The following is a 23796-nucleotide window of genomic DNA, read 5'->3' on the forward strand; positions in this document are numbered from 1 at the left end:
TATGCATTAATGGGCAAATGCCCGGGGCTAACCATTAGCAAGAATTAATAGTGATGACAGGCATACATTATCCTGTAAATAGCTGTAAAAAGAACATGCCGACAGAACGATATGTTTCGCTTGAAAGCGCATTATTACGGCGAACGCAATATTCGTTCGCTTTGGGCTGAGCCGGGGGGCGGGTTATGGTACACTCACCGTCCTAATCAACATTTGAATATTTCTTATACCATCGGAGTGGCGGGGCCATGGCTCAACTTTATTTTTATTACTCTGCGATGAATGCCGGCAAGTCTACCGCGCTGCTACAGTCTTCATATAACTATCAAGAGCGTGGTATGCGCACGCTGGTGTTCACCGCGGAGATCGATCACCGCTATGGCGTAGGCAAAGTCAGCTCGCGCATCGGGTTATCTTCACAGGCCCAGCTCTATAACAACGACTCAATGCTCTTCGCCATGATTCAGCAAGAGCATCAACAGCAGCAGGTGCATTGTGTGCTGCTCGATGAAAGCCAGTTCCTGACCAAAGCGCAGGTTGAGCAATTGTGCGATGTGGTGGACCAACTGGACATTCCCGTATTGTGTTACGGCCTGCGCACCGATTTTCTCGGTGAGCTGTTTACCGGCAGCCACTATTTGCTGGCCTGGGCGGATAAGCTGGTGGAATTGAAAACCATCTGTCACTGCGGGCGCAAAGCCAATATGGTGCTGCGACTGGACGAGAATGGCAAAGCGATGCATGCCGGTGAACAGGTGGTGATTGGCGGTAACGAGAGCTATGTCTCCGTCTGCCGCAAGCATTATAAAGAGGCGATTCACTCCCTGGACTAAGGGTGAAAATGCCGCTAGAGCCCGCTGAAGCGTTTTGGCGGCGTGAATCGAAATGCAGCGCCTCAGGCGCAATAAAAAACCCGCCGTTTGGCGGGTTTTTTTATCGGTTCACGGAACCGTTATTTCTTGGGCTTCTTTACCGCGGCTTTGGCGGCAGCCGGAGCGGCCGCTTCCTCTTCTACCGCTTCGCTGAATTCGCGGCCGTAGAAGGTATCCAGCATGATTTGCTTCAGCTCGGCAATCAGCGGATAGCGTGGGTTGGCGCCGGTACATTGGTCGTCGAATGCATCTTCCGACAGCTTGTCGACTTTCGCCAGGAAGTCCGCTTCCTGCACACCCGCTTCACGGATGGAGGTTGGGATGCCCAACTCGGTTTTCAGCTCGTCCAGCCAGGCCAGCAGTTTCTCAATCTTCTGCGCAGTGCGGTCGCCCGGTGCGCTCAGGCCGAGGTGGTCGGCGATTTCAGCGTAGCGGCGGCGCGCCTGAGGGCGGTCGTACTGGCTGAAGGCCGTCTGCTTGGTCGGGTTGTCGTTCGCGTTGTAGCGAATGACGTTGGAAATCAGCATCGCGTTGGCCAGGCCGTGCGGAATGTGGAACTCCGAACCCAGCTTGTGCGCCATGGAGTGACAGACCCCGAGGAAGGCGTTGGCGAAGGCGATACCGGCGATGGTGGCGGCGTTGTGCACGCGTTCACGGGCAACCGGATTTTTCGCGCCTTCTTTATAGCTGGCCGGCAGATACTCTTTCAACAGTTTCAGCGCTTGCAACGCCTGGCCGTCGGAGTATTCGTTCGCCAGCACCGAAACGTAGGCTTCCAGCGCGTGGGTGACCGCATCCAGACCGCCGAAGGCGCACAGGGATTTCGGCATGTTCATCACCAGGTTGGCATCGACAATTGCCATGTCCGGGGTCAGCGCATAGTCGGCCAACGGGTATTTCTGTCCGGTGGTGTCGTCGGTTACGACGGCAAACGGCGTGACTTCCGAACCGGTGCCTGACGTGGTGGTGATGGCGATCATTTTCGCTTTCACGCCCATTTTCGGGAACTTGTAGATACGCTTACGGATGTCCATGAAGCGCAGCGCCAGATCCTCGAAGTGGGTTTCAGGATGTTCGTACAGCACCCACATGATTTTCGCGGCGTCCATCGGCGAACCGCCGCCCAGCGCGATGATGACGTCCGGTTTGAAGGAGTTCATCTGCTCTGCGCCCTTGCGCACGATGCTCAGCGTCGGATCGGCTTCCACTTCGAAGAACACTTCGGTTTCGATGCCGTGAGACTTCAGAACCTTGGTGATCTGGTCGGCATAGCCGTTGTTGAACAGGAAACGGTCGGTCACGATGAAGGCGCGTTTTGCCCCGTCGGTCGCCACTTCTTCCAGCGCGATAGGCAGCGAGCCCCGGCGGAAGTAGATCGATTTCGGAAGTTTATGCCACAACATGTTTTCTGCTCGCTTCGCTACAGTTTTCTTGTTGATCAGGTGTTTAGGTCCGACGTTCTCAGAGATGGAGTTACCACCCCAGGAGCCGCAACCCAGCGTCAGCGAAGGCGCGAGTTTGAAGTTATACAGGTCGCCGATACCGCCCTGAGAAGCCGGGGTGTTGATCAGGATACGAGCCGTTTTCATTTTATCGCCGAAGTAGGCGATGCGAGCCGTTTGGTTATCCTGGTCGGTGTACAGGCAGGAGGTGTGGCCGATACCGCCCATGGCGACCAGTTTCTCAGCTTTGGCGACGGCGTCTTCGAAATCTTTGGCCCGGTACATCGCCAGGGTAGGCGACAGTTTTTCATGTGCGAAAGGCTCGGACTCGTCGACCAGCTTCACTTCGCCGATCAGCACTTTGGTGTTGGCCGGCACTTTGATGCCCGCCATCTCGGCGATTTTCGGTGCGGATTGCCCCACGATGGCCGCGTTCAGACCGCCGTTTTTCAGGATGATGTCCTGAACCGCTTTCAGTTCTTTACCCTGCAGCAGATAGCCGCCGTGGGAAGCGAAACGTTCGCGTACCGCATCATAAATAGCGTCGACGACGATGACCGACTGTTCGGAAGCGCAGATAACGCCGCTGTCGAAGGTTTTGGACATCAGGATAGAGGCGACCACGCGCTTGATGTCTGCGGTTTCGTCTACCACGACCGGGGTATTACCGGCACCGACGCCGATGGCAGGCTTGCCGGAGCTGTAGGCGGCCTTCACCATGCCCGGGCCACCGGTGGCCAGGATCAGGTTGATGTCCGGGTGGTGCATCAGCTGGTTGGACAGCTCGACGGTCGGTTGGTCGATCCAACCGATGATGTCTTTTGGCGCGCCGGCGGCGATAGCGGCCTGCAGCACGATATCGGCGGCTTTATTGGTGGCATTCTTCGCACGCGGGTGCGGCGAGAAGATGATGCCGTTACGGGTTTTCAGGCTGATCAGCGCTTTGAAGATCGCGGTAGAAGTTGGGTTGGTGGTAGGAACGATACCGCAAATCAGGCCGATAGGTTCGGCGATGGTGATGGTACCGAAGGTGTCATCTTCAGACAGGATGCCACAGGTTTTTTCGTCTTTATAGGCGTTGTAGATGTACTCGGAAGCGAAGTGGTTTTTGATCACTTTGTCTTCGACGATACCCATTCCGGATTCTTCCACGGCCATTTTGGCCAACGGGATACGGGCATCAGCAGCGGCGAGGGCGGCAGCGCGGAAGATTTTATCCACTTGCTCTTGAGTGAAGTTGGCATATTCGCGCTGGGCTTTTTTGACACGTGCGACAAGCTCGTTCAGTTCAGCGACATTCGTTACAGCCATAATGCTCTCCTGATAATGTTAAACTCTTTCAGTAAATAAGCCGTGCGAGCCACTAGTATAGTCCTAACGGGAATAAACGGTGATGAGAATACCGGGGCTTTCCCGCGTTATTTCTTCGCATGCTGCTGATTTGCTTAAAGAGCTTTACCCTACGCCAGCCGGAGGGGCAGACCGTGAGGAGAACGGAATCGGCGATGTGGCCACCCACTTTGTTCTACTCCCTGCCTACGACTAAGAGCTTACCCACTGTTGGGTAGTTGATTTGTGATCTAAATCATGAAAACTGCAAGCTGACACCTTTCAGCTTGCGGGTGTTGGGAATCATTCTTGATAACTGTGAGCAATGACTCTTTTTTCAACATAAAAAATCAAAAGGCCATACATCACTTTAACAAAGGGCATTTGTTTCGCTGCATAACTTGCTGACAGTCAAAAATGCTGCTCTGGCCGGATGGATTACCCGCGGCAATTCCATTACATTAGCGCGCATAGGCAGCACACCTTTTTATAGTACTTAACGCGGAGCCATCTGTGGGCCAATCTCTGTTGGATCTTTCCGGCTTTATCAAGTTCTTTGTCGGTCTGTTTGCACTGGTCAACCCGGTGGGCATTTTGCCGGTGTTCATCAGCATGACCAGTTACCAGGCGGAAGCGGGGCGCAATAAAACCAACCTGACCGCCAACCTGTCGGTCGCCATCATTCTGTGGACCTCGCTGTTCCTGGGGGAAGGGATCCTGCGGATGTTCGGCATCTCTATCGATTCGTTCCGCATCGCCGGCGGTATTCTGGTGGTGACCATCGCCATGTCGATGATCAGCGGCAAGCTGGGGGAAGACAAACAGAACAAACAGGAGAAGTCGGAGAGCGCGATCCGCGAAAGCATCGGCGTAGTGCCGCTAGCGCTGCCGCTGATGGCGGGGCCGGGGGCGATCAGTTCCACCATCGTGTGGAGCTCCCGTTATCACAACTGGCAAAGCCTGCTCGGTTTTACGGTCGCTATCGCCTTGTTCGCCTTTTGCTGCTGGCTGTTGTTCCGCGCCGCGCCGCTGTTGGTGCGTTTGCTGGGGCAGACCGGCATCAACGTGATCACCCGTATCATGGGTCTGCTGCTGATGGCGCTCGGCATCGAGTTTATCGTTACCGGCATTAAGGCGATATTCCCCGGCTTGTTGTAATACGCCTTGTTTAGCCGCGCACCTTTCGCGTTAGCGCGGCTAAAATTAATTTTAAAGTTTAAATTATTTATTGGCTCGCATTATTATAGTGCACAGGATGAATAAAATTTATGCGGTTGCACTCTTATGTTGCATAAATCTCATGTTGTTGCTCAAAAAAAACGCTAAGCGTTATTTCAATCACTTTTCCTCCCCCATTTCTGCCCATTTCGCCCCCGCTAAACGGTCACGCTGTTGTTAAATTAGTCACATCATTCTGTGGGGCTTGTCTCACTTTCATCCAGGTGTTATTAGTGATTAACCGCACATAGGCAGGTGTTTGTTCTTTGAATGGTTAGATTGTTAACTGAATGTTTCTTTTTGCAGCAGTGAGATCGTGCTGATGGTTTCAATTGAAATGAATGTGGTTTTTTTGTCTTTAAAATCATACTGATGACCTCGATTTTTCCTGCCTTCCATCTTGGTGGCCGGATTGGGCTTCGTGCGATAAAAGAGAATTGCTTAACATTTTCGTAAAATTTATTGGCTATGGAATTTGGCTTCTGCTAATTTCCGAGCAACTTTCCCGTGGTCAATTAACTGAAATGCGCCACAAAAACGGGAATGATTTTTGCTGGTATCCGTTTATTTAGAATTCTTATAAACACTTCACAAACTTCGATAAGCGATGCTTGTCGGTGAAAAGGAGCCTCGATTATGCAGCAAACCCTGAAGCGTACTTCTTTGACCTTGTTGATTAGCGGCGCGCTGGGCGCCGGCGCCATAAATAGCAGTTTGGCGGCAGAGGTTCCGGCCGGCGTCCAATTGGCGCAGCAGCAGAATATTGTGATCAACAACGGTAGCGAAGTGGCTTCATTGGATCCGCATAAGGTCGAGGGCGTCCCGGAAAGCAATATCATTCTTAACCTGCTGGAAGGGCTGGTGAGCACCGACGCCAACGGGCATGTGGTGCCGGCGGCGGCGACAAGCTGGGAAAACCAGAATTATCAGCAGTGGACCTTCCACCTGCGCCCCGGCGCGGTGTGGAGCGACGGCAGCCCGGTGACCGCGCAAGACTTCGTCTACAGCTGGCAGCGTCTGGCCGATCCGAAAATCGCTTCGCCCTATGCCAGCTACCTGCAATACACCAAAGTCGAGAATATCGACGACATCCTGACCGGCAAGAAGAGCCCGCAGACCCTCGGCGTTAAGGCGTTGGACGACCAGACGCTGCAGGTGACCCTGAGCGAACCGGTGCCGTATTTCATCAGCATGCTGAGCCACACGTCGCTCAAACCGGTGAAACAGGCGGTGGTGGAGAAATTCGGCGATAAATGGACGCTGCCCGCCAACTATGTCGGCAACGGCGCTTACCGCCTGAAAGAGTGGGTGGTGAACGAACGCATTGTGCTGGAGCGCAGCCCGAGCTACTGGAACAACAAGCAAACGGTGATCAATCAGGCGACCTTCCTGCCGATTACCTCGGAGGTCAGCGACGTCAACCGCTTCCGCAGCGGCGAGATCGACATCACCAACAGCGCCATTCCGCCGTACCTGTACGTCAAGATGAAACGCGAAATGCCCGAGCAGCTGCACGTTAACCCTTATCTGTGCACCTTCTATTACGAGCTCAATAACAAGCGGGCGCCGTTCACCGATCCGCGCGTGCGTACGGCGGTGAAGATGACGCTGGATCGCGACATTATCGCCAACAAGATCATGGGCCAGGGGCAAATCCCGGCCTACAGCTTCACGCCAACCTTCACGGAAGGCGCCAGCTTCACTCAGCCTGCGTGGGCCGGCTGGAGTCAGGAGCAACGCAACGCCGAAGCCAGGAAACTGCTGGCGGAAGCGGGCTACAGCGACGCCAAGCCGCTGAAGTTCTCGCTGCTGTACAACACCTCCGATCAAAACAAACAACAGGCGATCGCTGCCGCGTCGATGTGGAAGAAGAACCTGGGCGCCGAGGTCACGCTGCGCAACCAGGAATGGAAAACTTCGCTGGAGAGCCGCCATCAGGGGCAATACGACGTGGCGCGTGCCACCTGGTGCGGGGATTACAACGAACCCAGCGCGTTCCTGAACCTGGTTCTGTCCAACAGCAGCATCAATACCGTGTTCTACAAGAGCCCGGCGTTCGACGGCATCATGGCCGCCACGCTGAAGGCGCCGGATGAGGCCGCGCGCGCCGCGCTCTATCAGCAGGCGGAAGCGCAGCTGGACAAAGACTCCGCGTTGGTCCCGGTTTATTACCGCGTCAGCGCGCGTTTGATCAAGCCGACGGTGGGTGGGTTCACCGGCAAAGATCCGCTGGACTATACCGACGTTAAAAATCTTTACATTATCAAGCAGTAAAGGAGTATTCCTCCCGCCGAGGGGCAGGGGAATATAGGGAAGGCCGGCCGCCGCATTCGTTCCGCGGCGGCGGGAAAACAAAGTCCGCTTACGGGCAACGCGGGTTCCACGAAGAGCCTGTGATAATAAAAAACTGGAGTCGATAAGTATGACCAACATCACGAAGAAAACGCTCATTGCCGCCGGCGTCATCGCCGCGCTGGGTATCACAGCAACCACCAGCGCTTTCGCCGCTGACGTCCCGGCGGGCGTGCAGCTGGCCGACAAGCAAGAAATCGTCAAAAACAACGGTTCCGAAGTGCAGTCGCTGGATCCGCACAAGATCGAGGGCGTGCCGGAAAACAACGTCACGCGCGACCTGATGGAAGGCCTGGCGAACAACAGCCCGGACGGTTCCATCGTGCCGGGCGTCGCGGAAAGCTGGGATAACAAGGATTTCAAAGTCTGGACCTTCCACCTGCGTAAAGACGCAAAATGGTCCAACGGCAAGCCGGTGACGGCGCAAGATTTCGTCTACAGCTGGCAGCGCGTGGTGGATCCGAAAACCGCGTCGCCTTACGCCAGCTACCTGCAGTACGCCCATGTGGAAAACGTCGATGACATCATCGCCGGTAAAAAAGACAAGTCGACGCTGGGCGTGAAGGCCATCGACGACCACACCTTCCAGGTGACCCTGAGCGAGCCGGTGCCTTATCTGGTTGAAATGACCCCGCACTACGCCATGAAGCCGGTTTACAAAGACGCGGTAGAGAAGTTTGGCGAGAAGTGGACGCTGCCGGCCAACTACGTCAGCAACGGCGCTTACAAACTGAAAGACTGGATTGTCAACGAACGCATCGTACTGGAACGCAACCCGGAATATTGGGATAACGCCAAAACCATCATCAATAAAGTGACGTTCCTGCCTATTTCGTCGGAAGTGACCGACGTTAACCGCTACCGCACCGGTGAAATCGACATGACCTACAACAACATGCCGATCGAACTGTTCCAGAAGCTGAAGAAAGAGATCCCGAAAGAGGTGCATGTCGATCCTTACCTGTGCACCTATTACTACGAAATCAACAACCAGAAGGCGCCGTTCACCGATGCGCGCGTGCGTGAAGCGCTGAAGCTGGGCATGGACCGCGACATCATCGTCAACAAGGTGAAAAACCAGGGCGACCTGCCGGCCTACAGCTTTACGCCGCCATACACCGACGGTGCCAAGCTGACCGCACCGGAGTGGTTCGGCTGGACGCAGGAAAAACGCAACGAAGTGGCGAAGAAACTGCTGGCCGACGCCGGCTACGGCCCGGGCAAACCGCTGACCTTCTCCCTGTTGTACAACACCTCCGATCTGCACAAGAAGCTGGCGATCGCCGCGGCCTCCATCTGGAAGAAAAACCTGGGCGTGGACGTGAAGCTGGTGAACCAGGAGTGGAAAACCTTCCTGGATACCCGTCATCAGGGCACCTATGACGTGGCGCGCGCCGGCTGGTGTGCCGACTACAACGAGCCGAGCTCGTTCCTGAACATGATGCTGTCCGACAGCAGCAGTAACACCCCGCACTACAAGAGCGCCGAGTTCGACAAGCTGATGGCCAACGTGTTGACCGCGAAGACCAAAGACGAGCGCGCCGAGCTGTATCAGAAAGCGGAAGTTCAGCTGGACAAAGATTCCGCCATCGTTCCGCTGTATTACTATGTGAACGCCCGTTTGGTGAAACCTTACGTCGGTGGTTACACCGGCAAAGACCCGCTTGATAACGTGTACGACAAAAACCTGTACATCATCAAGCATTGATACGGTAAGAGCCGGCGGCGCAGGCCGCCGGCCCATGTTGAGAATAATAAGCCGTCATCAGGCTGTCGCACAGGGTTAGGGCAATGCTTAAATTTATACTTCGTCGCTTGTTGGAAGCGATCCCGACACTATTTATCCTTATCACCATCTCATTCTTCATGATGCGCCTGGCACCCGGCAGTCCATTTACCGGGGAACGCGCATTGCCGCCGGAAGTTATGGCGAACATCGAAGCCAAATATCATTTGAACGACCCGATCTGGAAACAGTACGGTCATTATCTGGCGCAGCTTGCGCAGGGAGACTTCGGCCCGTCCTTTAAATACAAGGACTATTCGGTGAACGATCTGGTCGCCAGCTCTTTCCCGGTGTCCGCCAAACTCGGCCTGGCCGCGTTTCTGCTGGCGGTGGTGCTGGGGGTGAGCGCAGGCGTGATTGCCGCGCTGAATCAGAACACCAAATGGGACTACACGGTGATGGGGTTCGCCATGACCGGGGTGGTGATACCCAGTTTCGTGGTGGCGCCGCTGCTGGTGCTGATCTTCGCCATCACGCTGAAATGGCTGCCGGGCGGTGGCTGGAACGGCGGCGCGCCTAAATTCATCATCCTGCCGATGGTGGCGCTGTCGCTGGCCTATATCGCCAGCATCGCCCGTATCACGCGTGGCTCGATGATTGAAGTGCTGCACTCCAACTTCATCCGTACCGCGCGCGCCAAAGGCTTGCCGATGCGTCGCATCATTTTCCGCCACGCGCTGAAGCCGGCGCTGCTGCCGGTGCTGTCCTACATGGGGCCGGCGTTCGTCGGTATCATCACCGGATCGATGGTGATCGAAACCATCTACGGTCTGCCGGGGATCGGCCAGCTGTTCGTTAACGGCGCGCTGAACCGCGACTACTCCCTGGTGCTGAGCCTGACCATTCTGGTGGGCGCCCTGACCATTCTGTTCAACGCGATCGTCGATGTGCTGTATGCGGTCATCGATCCGAAAATCCGTTATTAATCTGGAGCACGCGAATGATGTTGACTAAAAAGAACAGCGAAGCTCTGGAAAACTTCAGCGAGAAGCTGGAAGTGGAAGGGCGCAGCCTGTGGCAAGACGCGCGTCGGCGCTTTATGCACAACCGCGCGGCGGTCAGCAGCCTGTTTATTCTGGTGCTGATCACGCTGTTTGTGGCGCTGGCGCCGATGCTGTCGCAGTTTGCCTACGACGATACCGACTGGGCGATGATGTCCGCCGCCCCAAGCGTGGAATCGGGGCACTATTTCGGCACTGACTCCTCCGGGCGCGATCTGCTGGTGCGCGTGGCGATCGGCGGGCGCATCTCGCTGATGGTCGGCGTGGCGGCGGCGCTGGTGGCGGTGGTGGTGGGCACCCTGTACGGCGCAATGTCCGGCTATCTGGGCGGCAAGGTCGACTCGGTGATGATGCGCCTGCTGGAGATCCTCAACTCCTTCCCGTTCATGTTCTTCGTGATCCTGCTGGTGACCTTCTTCGGCCAGAACATCCTGCTCATCTTCGTGGCGATCGGCATGGTGTCGTGGCTGGATATGGCGCGTATCGTGCGCGGCCAAACCCTCGGCCTGAAGCGTAAGGAATTCATCGAAGCGGCGCTGGTGTGCGGCGTCTCCACGCGCAATATCGTGCTGCGCCATATCGTGCCGAACGTGCTCGGCGTGGTGGTGGTGTATGCGTCGCTGCTGGTGCCGAGCATGATCCTGTTCGAATCCTTCCTCAGTTTCCTGGGGCTGGGCACGCAGGAGCCGCTCAGCAGTTGGGGCGCATTGCTCAGCGACGGCGCCAACTCAATGGAAGTTTCACCGTGGTTGCTGCTGTTCCCGGCGGGTTTCCTGGTTGTCACTCTGTTCTGTTTCAACTTTATCGGCGATGGCCTGCGTGACGCCCTCGACCCGAAAGATCGTTAAGGAGTGCAATCATGAGCACCATTGAACATCCTCAACTGCAAACCGGCGCCGGGGTCAAAACGTCGCCGCTGCTGGACGTGAAAGACCTGCGCGTCACGTTCTCCACCCCGGACGGCGACGTGACGGCGGTGAACGATCTGAACTTCGACCTGCGCGCCGGGGAAACGCTGGGCATCGTCGGTGAGTCCGGCTCCGGTAAATCGCAGACAGCGTTCGCTCTGATGGGCCTGCTGGCCAGCAATGGCCGCATCGGCGGCTCGGCCAAATTCAACGGCCGTGAAATCCTCAACCTGCCGGAAAATCAGCTCAACAAGCTGCGGGCAGAAGAGATCTCGATGATCTTCCAGGACCCGATGACCTCGCTCAACCCTTATATGCGCGTTGGCGAACAGCTGATGGAAGTGCTGATGCTGCATAAGAAAATGAGCAAAAGCGAAGCCTTTGATGAGTCGGTACGCATGCTCGACGCGGTGAAAATGCCGGAAGCGCGCAAGCGCATGCGCATGTATCCGCATGAGTTTTCCGGTGGCATGCGCCAGCGCGTGATGATCGCCATGGCGCTGCTGTGTCGGCCAAAGCTGCTGATTGCCGACGAACCGACCACCGCGCTGGACGTTACCGTTCAGGCGCAGATCATGACGCTGCTCAACGAGCTGAAGCGCGAGTTCAACACCGCCATCATCATGATCACCCACGACCTGGGCGTGGTGGCCGGCATCTGCAACAAGGTGCTGGTAATGTACGCCGGCCGCACCATGGAATACGGCAGTGCGCGCGAGGTGTTCTACCAGCCGAGCCACCCGTACTCTATCGGTCTGTTGAACGCGGTGCCGCGTCTCGATGCCGAAGGCGAAGCGTTGCTGACCATTCCCGGCAACCCGCCGAACCTGCTGCGGTTGCCGAAAGGCTGCCCGTTCCAGCCGCGCTGTCCGTACGCCATGGAGCAGTGCGCGAGCGCTCCGCCGTTGGAGCAATTTGGGGAAGGGCGCCTGCGCGCCTGCTTTAAACCGGTGGAGGCGTTGGTATGACAGCGGTAACCGACAAGAAAGTGCTGCTCGAAGTGGCCGATCTGAAAGTGCACTTCGACATTCATGACGATAAACAGTGGTTCTGGCAGCCGCCGAAAACCCTGAAAGCGGTCGATGGCGTCACGCTGCGGCTGTTCGAGGGGGAAACCCTGGGCGTGGTCGGCGAATCCGGCTGTGGCAAATCCACCTTCGCGCGCGCCATCATCGGCCTGGTGAAGGCCACCAGCGGGCGCGTTGCCTGGCTGGGAAAAGATCTGCTGGGCATGAGCGACGCCGACTGGCGCAAAACCCGCAGCGATATTCAGATGATCTTCCAGGATCCGCTGGCTTCGCTCAACCCGCGCATGACCATCGGCGAGATCATCGCCGAGCCGCTGCGCACCTACTACCCGAAAATGCCGCGTCAGGAAGTGAAGGACAAGGTCAAGGCAATGATGCTGAAGGTCGGCCTGCTGCCTAACCTGATCAACCGCTACCCGCACGAGTTTTCCGGCGGCCAGTGCCAGCGTATCGGCATCGCACGCGCGCTGATCCTCGAGCCGAAGCTGGTGATCTGCGACGAGCCGGTCTCCGCGCTGGACGTATCGATTCAGGCGCAGGTGGTGAACCTGTTGCAGCAGCTGCAGCGCGAAATGGGCCTGTCACTGATCTTTATCGCCCACGACTTGGCGGTGGTGAAGCACATTTCCGATCGCGTGCTGGTGATGTATCTGGGCCATGCGGTGGAGCTGGGCACCTATGACGAGGTGTACCACAACCCGCAGCACCCTTACACCAAAGCGCTGATGTCTGCGGTGCCGATCCCGGATCCGGACAAGGAGAAGGAGAAGCAGATCCAGCTGTTGGAAGGGGAGCTGCCTTCGCCGATCAACCCGCCGACCGGTTGCGTGTTCCGCACCCGCTGCCCGATAGCCGGGCCGGAGTGCGCCAAGACGCGTCCGCTGCTGGAGGGCAGTTTCCGCCACGCGGTGTCCTGCCTGAAGGTCGATCCGCTGTAATGTGCCGCTAGTCGGCAACAAAAAGCCCCGCTGAATGAGCGGGGCTTTTTTTATCCGATGCGCTAACGGCGAATCACTCTTTCCACAGAATGTGGCACAGCTTGTGGTCTTTCTCACGGCAGATCAGCACGCGGGCGAACACGTCGTTGATCGGCTCGCCGTCGCTGTCCGCCAGACCGATCACCACCTCGGCGAAGAAGTCCGGGTTCAGGTCGTAATCCACGTGCTCGCTCCAGTCTTCGGAGGGATCGTACAGTTCGGCGCCGCCGCGCTCTTCAAACTGCAGGTTGAACAGCAGAATATCCGCCGGATCCAGATTGTCGCCGGCCAATTCGAGGAAGATGTCGTAGGCCTGTTCCAGCGTTTCGTCTTCGGTAAGGCGGTTATTCAAATCCATAAAAAAATCCTGATAACAAATGATTTGGCGCTATTAAAGCACGCTCGCCGCGGCTTTTACAGCAGCGGGCTGAAAAAGTAGAACAGGCGCTCGACCAGGCGATGCCAGAACGGCCGCTTCAGCCACTCTTTGGCGTTCAGCAGCTGGGAACGGGCGATGTAATCTTCCTGCACGCAGGCCAAATCGCTGCCGAAGCCGTCATCGTCGATCACCAGCGTGATTTCGAAATTCAGCCACAGGCTGCGCATGTCCAGATTGACGGTGCCGACCAGGCTGAGCTGGCCGTCCACCAGCACGCTCTTGGTATGCAGCAGGCCGCCTTCGAACTGATAGATCTTAACCCCGGCCTCCAGCAGCTCGGAGAAGAACGCGCGGCTGGCCCAGCGCACCATCATCGAATCGTTGTCGCGCGGCACGATGATGCTGACCTCGACGCCGCGCAGGGCGGCGGTGCAAATGGCGTGCAGCAGATCGTCACTTGGCACGAAGTACGGCGTGGTCATGATCAGCTGCTCGCGGGCGGAATAGACCGCGGTCAGCAGCGCCTGGTGGATCATCTCCTCGGGGAAGCCGGGGCCGGAGGCGATCACCTGAATGGTATGGCCGCTCTCCTGTTCGAACGGCATGATGTTGACGTCCGGCGGTGGCGGCAGAATGCGCTTGCCGGTTTCAATCTCCCAGTCGCAGGCATAGACGATGCCCATGGTGGTGGCCACCGGGCCTTCCATGCGCGCCATCAGATCGATCCATTGGCCGACGCCCGCATCCTGCTTGAAGTAGCGCGGATCGACCATGTTCATGCTGCCGGTATAGGCGATGTAGTTGTCGATCAGCACCACCTTGCGGTGCTGGCGCAGGTCCATGCGGCGTAGAAATACGCGCAGCAGGTTGACCTTCAGCGCCTCGACCACTTCGATGCCGGCGTTGCGCATCATCGCCGGGTAGGGGCTGCGGAAAAATTGCAGGCTGCCGGCGGAGTCGAGCATCAGGCGGCAGTGTACGCCGCGTCGGGCGGCGGCCATCAGCGATTCGGCCACCTGATCGACCAGGCCGCCGGGTTGCCAGATATAGAACACCATTTCGATGTTGTGCCGCGCCAGTTCGATGTCGCGGATCAGCGCTTTCAGCGTGTCATCGGTGGTGGTGAGCAGCTGCAGCTGGTTGCCCTTGACGCCGTCGATGCCCTGGCGGCGGTTGCACAGCTGGAACAGCGGTTCGGCGACCTCGCTGTACTCGGTGGCGAAGATGCGGCGGCTCTCTTTCAGCTCTTTCAGCCAGCGGGCGGTTGACGGCCACATGGCCTTGGCGCGCTCGGCCCGGCGCTTGCCCAGATGCAGCTCGCCGAACGATAAATAGGCCACGATGCCGAACAGCGGCAGTATGTAGATAACCAGCAGCCAGGCCATGGCAGAGGGAACCGCACGGCGTTTCATCAAAATGCGCATCGTCACGCCGGCGATCAGCAGCCAGTAGCCGAACACCATGAGCCAACTGATTACGGTATAAAATGTTGTCATAAAGGCGAAAAATCCCGTTCGCAAACCACCAATGATGAGTGTACGCACAGATCGGTCAAGGCGAAACCTTTTATCGGCGCTTATGTTACATAAATATGATGAAGTTAAGGCACTTGCTGAAAATGAAAGGGCGGTTTTTGCCCGCGTGGCGCCCGCTGTGCCGCCGATAACTGCGGCTTGGATCACGGACGGAAAGGGCTATAATGCCCGCGGTTGGCATTAGACGAACGAGTGACGGAATTATGAGACGCAGTAGAAATGAAGTGGGCCGCTGGCGCATGTTGCGGCAGAGCCAACGCCGCCGGCATCGCTGGCTGGAACGCCAGTCGTGCAGCAATCGCCATATTATCCGGGTGCGGCGCCGCCTGGACGATCAGCATCGGCGCGCGCTGCTGTTTGCGGTATCCTGCGAGTGGTAAAACGAAAACAGTCCCGTGAGGGACTGTTTTGTTATGGCGCCTGGGTTATTTGCCCAGATAGGCGTTGAGCATCCAGACCTGTTTTTCCTGCTCTTTGATGTAATCGCTCATCAGCGACGCGGTGCCTTCGTCACCGGCGTCTGCCGCTACCGTCAGCAGTTCACGCTGCTGCTGCAGCAAGATTGAATACCCTTCCAACAGGCCGCGCAGCGTGCCTTTATCATCGGTCACGTTGGTGTGTTCCTTGATGTCGGCGGTTTTCAGATAGTCGCTGAAAGCGTGGCGCGGCTGCGAGCCCAGCGTCAGAATACGTTCCGCCAGCTCATCCACCTTGGTCAGCAGATCGTTATATGTCTCTTCGAATTTCGCGTGCAGCTCAAAGAACTGCGGGCCGGTAATATTCCAGTGATAGCCGCGCACGTTCATATACAGCACCTGATAGTTCGCCAACAGCGCGTTCAGCGCCTCGGCGAGTTTTGCCGATTGTTTACTGTCGAGGCCGATATGGGTTTTCGCTGCTTTCTTTGCCGTTGCCATAATAATCTTCTCCTGATTATTTGTTCCGATAGTAGACAGAATCAATTTCCATAGCTGTTACAGTAACCGGATTTATCGCAGGGTTAAACACGATAACAGGCATTATTGCCATCGCTAAAACCGATGACGATAAATCCGTCGAGCAAATTGCCGAATCAGTTTACGCAGGATCCGCAGGCGAAAAAAGCCGCTTTTATCGGTTACTTGCGCAGCGCCAGTTTCACCGCGCCGGCGCCCAGCGCCATCAGCAATGCGGCGGCGATCAGCACCGTAATAAACGCGCGATCAAAGGCCAGACGCGCCAGCTGCGTCAGCTGCTGCGCGCGATCGGCCGCCAGCCCGGCCGCCAGCCGCAGGGCTTCGTCGATGCTGTCGTAGGCCAAATCGCTGACCGGCAGCTCCGCCGGCAGCGCCAGGCTGTGGCTGTAAACCGCCGTCATCAACCCGCCGAGCAGCGTCACGCCCAGCACGCCACCCAGTTCGTAGGAGACGTCTTCGATGGACGCCGCCATGCCGGACTTCTCCTCCGGCGCGTTCAGCATGATGGCGGTAGAAGCGGCGGTGATCACGCCGCCGAGGCCAAAGCCCACCAGCGCCAGGCTGACCAATTGCGGCGCCATGCCGCTCTGGTACCACACGGCAACACCGGCGATGCCGAAGGTGGTCAGGACAAAGCCGCCGAGGATGATGCTGCGTTCGCCGTAGCGCGGCAACAGCAGGCCGGCTACGGGCCCCGCCAGCGCCGAGGCCAGCGGGATCGGCAAAATAAACAGCGCCGCCTGCAGCGGGCTGAGGCCGAGCACCAGCTGTAGGCGTTGGCTGAGCACCAGCTCGACGCCGATCAGCGCCACCATCGACAGCAGGGCCACGCCGATGCCGCCTGCGAACAGCCGGTTGCGGAACAGGGAGAAATCGATCATCGGGTGGGCGCTGCGCTGCTGACGACGCACGAACAGCACCAGGAACAACACGCCGATCAGGGCCGCCACAAGCAAGGCGCTCACATCAGGCGTCGGCTTGCTCAGCTCCTTCAGCGCATAGATGGCGCCGACCAGACCCATCATGATCTGCACCGAACCGACGATGTCCGAAGGGCGCGGGTTATCGCCACCGCAGCGCGGGATCAGTTTCCACGCCAGCGGCCAGACCAGCAGTACGACCGGCACATTGATCAGGAACACCGACCCCCACCAGAAATACTCCAGCAGCAGGCCGCCGACCACCGGGCCGATGGCCGCGCCGCCGGAGGCCACCGAGGCCCAGATGCCGATTGCCAGCGCGCGTTCGCGTTCGTCGGTAAAGACGTGGCGCACGATGGACAGCGTGGCGGGCATCATCATTGCCGCGCCAACGGCGAGGAACACGCGGGCGGCGATCAGCCACTCGGCGGTGGGCGAGAACGCGGCGCACAGTGACGCGACGGCAAACACCGGCAGCCCGGCGAGAAACAGCCGCTTATGGCCGATGCGGTCGCTCAGCATGCCGGCGCCGGGCAGCAGGCCGGCCACCACCAGCGGGTAGGCGTTGACGATCCAGAGTTTTTGCGAGGCGCTGGCGTCCAGCGCCTGGGTTAAGCGCGGCAGGGCGGTATATAACACCGTCATATCGATGACGATCAGGAAAAGGGCGCTGGCGACCATCGTCAGGATCAACCAGCGGTTCTTGGCGTACATAATTCATATCCAGTTAACGTGGGCGGCGCGGAGGCGCCGCCATTGGGGTAACCCACCGGCGATGCCGGGTGGTATACTGATGATAATATATATCCATACGTTCGTATTGAAAAGAAGGGTTTCTTAATGGGACGTCAACGCAGCATCGATCGCGACAAGGTTTTGGACACCGCCGAAGAGATCGTCGCCACCCAGGGCGCCGCCGGCTTGACCATCGACGCCGTCGCCAAAGCGATGGGGATCTCCAAGGGCGGGGTGCAGTATTGTTTCGGCAGCAAAGACGCCCTTATCGATGCCATGTTCGATCGCTGGGGCAGTGCCTATGAGACGCTGTTCACGGCGATCGCCGGCGACGAGCCTTCGCCGCAGACCGCCGTGCGGGCGCATATGCTGGCCACCCACAGTTCGGATCAGACCTCCAGCGCCAAGGCCGCCGGGCTGATGGCGACGTTGATTCAAACGCCGGAGCATCTGGCGAGCACGCGCGAATGGTATCGCAGCCGCATCGCCGGTTTGGATTTGACGACCGAAGAAGGCAAGCGCGCGCGCCTGGCGTTTCTCGCCACCGAAGGCGCCTTTATGCTGCGTTACTTTGGTTTGATGGATATCGACCAGGCGGAATGGGAAACGATGTTCGCCGATATGCAGGCATTGATATTGACGGGCGGCGACAAGTAAGCGCAGGGACAAGCGGCAGGAGCAGCCTGCCGCGGGCTAGGCCTGATTATTTATAGGCTATCGCATTGATGGTTTCGAAGGTGGTTTTCCCCTCGCGACCGATAATGACGTAATACTTACCGCCTTTTTCGTCTACCGCTTTCGACAGACGCGCATGGTCGATCCCCACGGTGTCGTCGCCGTCTTGTGAAATGGTCACCGGACCGATCTCGGTATGTTTCGCCGCCTCTTCCCGAGTGATTTCAATTGCCGCCAGGGAAGAGAATGAGGTGAACGCCAGCAGTGCCAAGAGATATTTAGTTGCCTTCATAATTATTCCTTTTGGAAGATAAAAACGACCCGTAACTGCATCTTGACTACGGCTCAAGTGTAGGTCAGCGGCGGCGCTTTACCATGCAACGGCAAAAAATAGTCTCAGACGGCGGCGCCTATCACACTGATAGTTAGTCAAGGGGGCGGCGAAAGGCGTATGTTTATCGAACAAGATATTCCCTCGAAGAACCTTTAAGCCAGCCACTCCGTGCTGGCTTTTTTTTGCAGACAAGTGCCATAGCAGGGCCCCCTGGAGCCAGGGGGCGGGGGATTATTTGCGGGCATCCAACAGCGCTTGAGCGTTCTCTGCGGTAACGACGGTCCACGGAATGTAGTAATGCTTCTGCGTGCCGCCCTCCCATTTCAGATCCTTGGCGTACTGCTTCCAGATATCCGACTGAGGTTGATAGCTTTCACCTTTCACGGCGCGCAGCGCGACGTCGATGGACCCCTGCATCTGGCCTTTGGCATCTTGCAGGATAGAGACCATTTCACCGGCCTGCACCGCATGAATCGCGTCGGAAACGCCGTCAACGCCGGCAATCGCGAAGTCTTTCACATTCAGGCCGGCGCCTTTGATCGCCTCGATAGCACCCAGCGCCATCTCGTCATTTTGGCCGATCACGCCGTTGATTTTACCCCGGTGTTTCTGCAGCCAGTTTTCCATCAGCGGCTGCGCTTCCGCGCGTGACCAGTTGGCCGTTTTGCGCTCAAGTACCGTGACCTGGCCGGCGCCGCACTCGGCAATCGCTTTATCGTTGCCCTTACCGCGCTGGATCTCGCCGCTGCCGCCTTTCGGGCCTTCGATAATCACCACGTTCACCTTGTGGTTCTTGCAGTCGAGTTTGTCCAGGACGGCTTTGGCTTCCAGATACCCCCCCAATTCGTCATTAGACACCACTTCAGACGTCATCGCGTCCGTGTTCAGGCGCGCGTTGGTGACCACCACCGGGATTTTGGCTTCGTTGGCATTAGTGACGATATCGATATTGGCCTCAAAATCCATAGGATTGACGATAATGGCATCGGCGCGCGTCTGGATAGCGGTGGCAGCCTGATCGTTTTGCACCGATGCATCATAACGCCCATCGTAGAAGGTCAGCACGGCTTCGCCGCTTTTCACCGCCGGGTGTTCCTTGCCGAACCTTTCCATCAATTGCACGAACTCGGCTTTGTTGCCGTACATCAATACCGCGATTTTAACCGGGGCGGCCTGAGCTGCCGACAGGCTACCCAGCATCATGGCTGAGGCAAACAACGCTATCTTGGTCTTATTCATGGTTTTCTCCTGGTAGAGTTGGGTCTGATGTTATTAATCGCGCTGTTGCTTACGCGAGGGGTCGAGCAAGACGGCAAGAACGATCAATGCGCCTTTGATAATCTGTTGGTAATACGATTGCACGCCAAGCAGATCGAGGCCGTTATTCATCACCCCGATAATCAGCACGCCGAAGAAGGTGCCGACCAGCGTACCGACGCCGCCGGCCATGCTGGTGCCGCCGATCACCACCGCCGCGATGGCGTCCAGCTCATACCCTGCACCGGCGTTGGTCTGCGCCGAGCCGGTGCGCGCCGTGAGGATCAGGCCGGCGATGCCGGCCAGCGCGCCGCACAGCGTATACACCAGTATTTTGATGCGGGTGACGTTAATCCCCGAGGTGCGCGCGCTTTTCGGGTTGCCGCCGACGGCGTAGATGTAGCGCCCGAAGAGGGTTTTATTCAGCACGAGCCAGGCGAGGGCGAACAGCACGATGAAGATGATGACGGGCACCGGAACGCCGCCGACATAACCATTGCCCAACCAGCGGAAATCGCTGTTCAATTGCGATACCGGATTGCCGTTGGTGGTCAACATGGTTAAACCGCGCGCCGCGGAGAGCATGCCCATGGTGACGATAAACGGCTGCAGGCGGTAGCGGGCTAACACGGTGCCGTTCACCAGGCCGCAAACGATGCCGATACCGAGCGCCACAATCAGCGGCGCCATGACGGCGGTCGCGGTATCGCCGATAGCCAATCCGCTGTTGTTGGTAGCGAAGCGGGCGGCGACGATCCCGCTTAGCGCCAGCACCGATCCCACGGAGAGATCGACCCCGGCCGTGATAATGACGAAGGTCATGCCGATGGCCAGAATGCCGTTGATCGAGACCTGGCGCAGGACGATCAGGGTGTTTTCATTGCTGAGAAAATAGTTGCTGCTCCAGGCCCCCTGAGCGACCTGATATTCGCCAATCAGCGCCACGATCAGGCACAGGGCGAAAAAGGCGATGATAATGCCGTATTTGTGCATGCGGCGCTTATTGCGGGTGAAAAATGAAATTCCTGGTGATAAGGAGTGGGCGCTGCTCATTTTTTTCTCTCTCTGTTAAACCGCAAGTTTCATTAGTGCTGCCTGGGTCGCATCGGCTGCCGAAAGCTCGCCGGCCAACTGCCCGTCACGAAACACCAATATGCGATCGCTCATGCCGATAATTTCCGAAAGCTCGGAGGAAACCATGATGATCCCTTTGTTTTGCAAGGCGAACTCCGACATAAATCGATAGATCTCTTTCTTGGCCCCGACGTCGATACCGCGCGTCGGCTCGTCGAGCAGCAAAACCTCCGGATCCAGCAGCGCCCAACGGCCCAGCACGACCTTTTGCTGGTTGCCGCCGCTCAGGTTGCCCACCGGCTGTTCGCCGTCATGGGTTTTAACGTTGAAGCGCTGGATCATGTCGCGGGTCCGCGCCTGCTCCCGTTTTTCGCTGACAAACCCCATCCGGCTGATGGCGGCAAAAGAGGCGATATTGATGTTTTCACTGACGGAGCGGCACAGCACCAGGCCGGTTTCCTTGCGATCTTCCGTTACGTAGGCAATACCGCTGTCGATGGCCTTGCGCGGAGAGTGGCGGTTCAGCGTCTTGTCACCCAAGCGGATCGTGCCGCTGTCGGCATGCTGAATGCCGAAGATAAGATCGAGAAACTCGCTGCGCCCCGAGCCCACCAGCCCATAGATGCCCAGGATCTCACCGTGCTTAAGCTGCAGGCTGATATCTTTTATCTTGCTGCGCCAACACAGGTTGTTGACCTCCAGCAAGACCTCTTCGCCAGGCTGATTGAATTTGGCGAACTCGCTGTCGTACTCGCCGCCAATAATGTGTTCGATCAGCTGTTCACGGGTGATGTCGGCGATATAGCCTTCATGGATGTAGGCGCCGTCGCGGAAGATGGTGTAGCTGTCCGCGATTTGGAATATCTCTGACAAACGGTGAGAGACGTAGATAATGCCTTTACCTTTCGCCGCCAGCTGCTGAAGCGTCTGAAAGATTTTTTGCGCATCCTCTTCGCCAATCGCCGAGGTGGGTTCATCCATGATGATGATGTCGGCATTAGCATGCGACAGCGCCTTGGCGATCTCGACCAGCTGTTGCTCGGCGACGCTCAGGTTGCGCATTTTTTCTCGGGCGTCGATCTTGAAATCGAGTTCTTTGAGCAGGCGGGTTGTACGCTGGTTGAGCGTTGCGAAGTCGACGAACCCCAAGCGTCTCGGCTCGCGGCCCAGCCAAATGTTTTCGGCCACCGTCAGATCCGGGATCGCGCTCAGTTCCTGCTGCACGATGGCGATGCCGGCGTTGAGGGCTTCTCGAGGGTGATGAAATTCACAGCGTTGGCCATTGATAAAAATATCGCCGCCATCGGGTTGAATAAAGCCCATCAGAATGCTGAGAAAGGTGGATTTGCCCGCGCCGTTGCCGCCGCACAGGGCATGGATGGATCCGCGCCGCAGGCAAAACTCCGCATTCTTGAGCGCCACGACCGGGCCAAAGGCTTTTTTGACGCCGCTGACCTCCAGCAGGTAGGCGGGCGCTGGCGTATGGGGATCTTGCGTCACAGTTGCACCTCCGGGTAGGTCTGCTGCAAGCGTTGCAGGTACCGTTGATAAAGCGTCTCGTATTGTGCCTGTCTGCCGGCGTTTGGCCGTGTGCGCGTGGCCTCATCCAGCGCAACGAAGCGTTGGCACAGTTCGGCCAGCAACGCGCCGGCGTTCCGGCGCGGATCGTCAGCCAACATTGTCGCCCACATCGCCTGAATGGCGCCGCCCAGCGCGGCGGTCTCTTTGGCTTTCAGACAGACCACCGGGCAGCCCATCACGTCCGCGACGATTTGTCGCCAGGCGGCGCTGCGGGCGCCGCCGCCGGTGAGGCGGATTTCGCGCGCTTCGATGCCCTGACGGCGAAACAGCTCGATGCCATAGCGCAACCCATACGTGGCGCTTTCGACTACCGCCAGGCAGAGATTGGCGCGGGTAAAGTTGTCGCTGTCGAGGTTATGCAGGCTGGCGCGCGCGTGGGGCAGCGGCGGAACGCGTTCGCCATTGAAGAACGGCAGCATTTCGACACCGCCTGCGCCGGGCGAGGCCTGCGCCAACAACGCGTTAAAGCCGGCAAGATCTTCATCCAGCAGCGTTTGCACTGCGGTGGTGGCCGAGGTGACATTCATGGTGCAAATCAAGGGCAGCCACCCGTTGGTGCTGGAGCAGAAGCCGGCAATCATGTCCGATTCCGCCGCGACGGGGGCGGCAGACCAGGCGAACAGCGTGCCGGAGGTGCCCAGGCTCAGGGTGAGGGTGCCGGCCTCGATGTTGCCGGAACCGATGGCCGCCATCATGTTGTCGCCGCCGCCGGTCGATACCCGCACCGTTGGGCCGAGGCCGAGTTTTTCCGCCGCGGCGGGGCGCACCGTGCCGATGCAGCACTCCGCGCTTTTGAGCGGCGGCAAAGCTTGCCACAGGCGGCCGCTGTCATCGATGAGCTCGACGGCGGTTTTGCTCCAGCTACGGCTGCGTACATCGAACAGCCCGCTGCCGGAAGCGTCGCCATATTCTGCTACGCGCTCCCCGGTCAGCCAGAAGTTCAAGTAGTCATGGGGCAGCAGCACGGTGTGCAGTTTTGCCCACAGCGCCGGATGGTGCGTCTTGAACCAAAGGATTTTTGACGCGGTATAGCCGGTGGCGAGCCGCAAACCGAGCGTTTCCAGCGAGCCGTTGGCGCCGCCGAGCTGTTGCAGGAGCCGTGCGTTTTCTTCCGCGGTTTCGGTATCGCACCACAGCTTGACGCTGTGCAGCACGTTGCCGTCTGCGTCCAGCGGCACAAACCCATGTTGTTGGCCCGATACCCCCAGAGCATGAATCTCCCGCGCATCAACGCCGGCGTTAGTCACGGCTTGGCGAAAAGCGATGACTAACGCCTCAATCCACCAGTCGGCCTCCTGTTCGCGCCGGCCATTGGCTTGGCTGATGAGACGGTGAGGGGCATTGCCCTCACCGAGGATCGCGCCCTGTGTGCTGTCGACAATCACGACTTTCGTGCCTTGCGTACCGCAGTCTATGCCAGCATAGAGCGTCATAGGA

Annotated in this window: 20 protein-coding genes; 10 read left to right on the forward strand and 10 right to left on the reverse strand. The window is 58.0% G+C overall.

Translation table 11 applies throughout. The features are described from left to right. Positions 1-248 precede the first annotated feature (248 nt). The gene (locus EKL15_RS15100) at positions 249-833 is read left to right on the forward strand and encodes a thymidine kinase (RefSeq protein WP_060423810.1); all 585 of its coding nucleotides are present in this window, start codon (positions 249-251) and stop codon (positions 831-833) included. Positions 834-952: 119 nt separating this feature from the next. Here EKL15_RS15100 and adhE read toward each other — a convergent pair whose 3' ends face one another. Next, positions 953-3625, reverse strand: coding sequence for a bifunctional acetaldehyde-CoA/alcohol dehydrogenase (adhE, locus tag EKL15_RS15105; RefSeq protein ID WP_060439800.1), 2673 nt, complete (start codon positions 3623-3625; stop codon positions 953-955). Between the two features lie 531 nt (positions 3626-4156). Between adhE and EKL15_RS15110 the strand changes: the two genes are divergently transcribed. The 7 genes from EKL15_RS15110 to oppF all read left to right on the forward strand — a co-directional run bounded on the left by EKL15_RS15110 (position 4157) and on the right by oppF (position 12874). Then, on the forward strand, positions 4157-4801 hold the full coding sequence (locus EKL15_RS15110; RefSeq protein ID WP_015378089.1) for a YchE family NAAT transporter: 645 nt from the start codon (positions 4157-4159) through the stop codon (positions 4799-4801). Between the two features lie 696 nt (positions 4802-5497). Then, positions 5498-7135: an ABC transporter substrate-binding protein gene (locus EKL15_RS15115; protein WP_203089859.1), complete on the forward strand. Its 1638-nt coding sequence runs from the start codon at positions 5498-5500 to the stop codon at positions 7133-7135. A gap of 148 nt (positions 7136-7283) precedes the next feature. Further along, positions 7284-8921, forward strand: coding sequence for an oligopeptide ABC transporter substrate-binding protein OppA (gene oppA / locus EKL15_RS15120; RefSeq protein ID WP_049199093.1), 1638 nt, complete (start codon positions 7284-7286; stop codon positions 8919-8921). Positions 8922-9004: 83 nt separating this feature from the next. Next, entirely contained in the window at positions 9005-9925 is a 921-nt protein-coding gene (oppB, locus tag EKL15_RS15125) for an oligopeptide ABC transporter permease OppB (protein WP_004932150.1), read from the forward strand. 14 nt (positions 9926-9939) lie between these two features. Continuing rightward, a complete protein-coding gene (gene oppC, locus EKL15_RS15130) occupies positions 9940-10848 on the forward strand; it encodes an oligopeptide ABC transporter permease OppC (protein WP_049199092.1) in 909 nt (302 codons plus the stop codon). 11 nt (positions 10849-10859) lie between these two features. Then, positions 10860-11876: an ABC transporter ATP-binding protein gene (locus EKL15_RS15135; RefSeq protein WP_100395691.1), complete on the forward strand. Its 1017-nt coding sequence runs from the start codon at positions 10860-10862 to the stop codon at positions 11874-11876. After that, positions 11873-12874 (forward strand): murein tripeptide/oligopeptide ABC transporter ATP binding protein OppF, encoded by a 1002-nt coding sequence (oppF, locus tag EKL15_RS15140; RefSeq protein ID WP_025303071.1) that lies wholly within the window; start codon positions 11873-11875, stop codon positions 12872-12874. The genes EKL15_RS15135 and oppF overlap by 4 nt, the downstream gene beginning before the upstream one ends. A gap of 73 nt (positions 12875-12947) precedes the next feature. On the opposite strand, the gene EKL15_RS15145 is transcribed toward oppF, so the two are convergent. After that, entirely contained in the window at positions 12948-13271 is a 324-nt protein-coding gene (locus tag EKL15_RS15145) for an HI1450 family dsDNA-mimic protein (RefSeq protein ID WP_004932139.1), read from the reverse strand. 56 nt (positions 13272-13327) lie between these two features. Beyond that, a complete protein-coding gene (gene cls / locus EKL15_RS15150; RefSeq protein WP_038877257.1) occupies positions 13328-14788 on the reverse strand; it encodes a cardiolipin synthase in 1461 nt (486 codons plus the stop codon). 242 nt (positions 14789-15030) lie between these two features. On the opposite strand from cls, the gene EKL15_RS15155 reads away from it, so the two are divergent. Next, positions 15031-15207, forward strand: a complete 177-nt coding sequence (locus tag EKL15_RS15155) for a YciY family protein (RefSeq protein WP_025159792.1) — start codon at positions 15031-15033, stop codon at positions 15205-15207. A 45-nt stretch (positions 15208-15252) separates the two neighbouring features. Here EKL15_RS15155 and EKL15_RS15160 read toward each other — a convergent pair whose 3' ends face one another. After that, positions 15253-15744 carry a Dps family protein gene (locus tag EKL15_RS15160; protein WP_004932132.1) on the reverse strand — a complete coding sequence of 164 codons (492 nt, stop codon included), beginning with the start codon at positions 15742-15744 and terminating at the stop codon, positions 15253-15255. Between the two features lie 200 nt (positions 15745-15944). Further along, positions 15945-17417 carry a multidrug efflux MFS transporter SmfY gene (smfY, locus tag EKL15_RS15165; protein ID WP_100395692.1) on the reverse strand — a complete coding sequence of 491 codons (1473 nt, stop codon included), beginning with the start codon at positions 17415-17417 and terminating at the stop codon, positions 15945-15947. 126 nt (positions 17418-17543) lie between these two features. On the opposite strand from smfY, the gene EKL15_RS15170 reads away from it, so the two are divergent. Next, complete coding sequence (locus EKL15_RS15170) at positions 17544-18095, forward strand: TetR/AcrR family transcriptional regulator (RefSeq protein ID WP_038877264.1); 552 nt, start codon at positions 17544-17546, stop codon at positions 18093-18095. Between the two features lie 46 nt (positions 18096-18141). On the opposite strand, the gene EKL15_RS15175 is transcribed toward EKL15_RS15170, so the two are convergent. The 5 genes from EKL15_RS15175 to xylB form a co-directional block, all read right to left on the reverse strand. Next, the gene (locus EKL15_RS15175) at positions 18142-18405 is read right to left on the reverse strand and encodes a hypothetical protein (protein ID WP_019452732.1); all 264 of its coding nucleotides are present in this window, start codon (positions 18403-18405) and stop codon (positions 18142-18144) included. 273 nt (positions 18406-18678) lie between these two features. Further along, entirely contained in the window at positions 18679-19686 is a 1008-nt protein-coding gene (locus tag EKL15_RS15180) for a substrate-binding domain-containing protein (RefSeq protein WP_060423804.1), read from the reverse strand. Positions 19687-19719: 33 nt separating this feature from the next. Then, positions 19720-20697: an ABC transporter permease gene (locus EKL15_RS15185; protein ID WP_016927501.1), complete on the reverse strand. Its 978-nt coding sequence runs from the start codon at positions 20695-20697 to the stop codon at positions 19720-19722. Between the two features lie 75 nt (positions 20698-20772). Next, positions 20773-22278 carry a sugar ABC transporter ATP-binding protein gene (locus tag EKL15_RS15190; protein WP_060423798.1) on the reverse strand — a complete coding sequence of 502 codons (1506 nt, stop codon included), beginning with the start codon at positions 22276-22278 and terminating at the stop codon, positions 20773-20775. Beyond that, the gene (xylB, locus tag EKL15_RS15195) at positions 22275-23792 is read right to left on the reverse strand and encodes a xylulokinase (protein ID WP_060423794.1); all 1518 of its coding nucleotides are present in this window, start codon (positions 23790-23792) and stop codon (positions 22275-22277) included. Before xylB ends, EKL15_RS15190 begins: the two co-directional genes overlap by 4 nt. Between the last annotated feature and the right edge of the window lie 4 nt (positions 23793-23796).

The sequence above is a fragment of the Serratia sp. 4542 genome (assembly GCF_016805595.1).
Classification (GTDB): domain Bacteria; phylum Pseudomonadota; class Gammaproteobacteria; order Enterobacterales; family Enterobacteriaceae; genus Serratia; species Serratia nevei.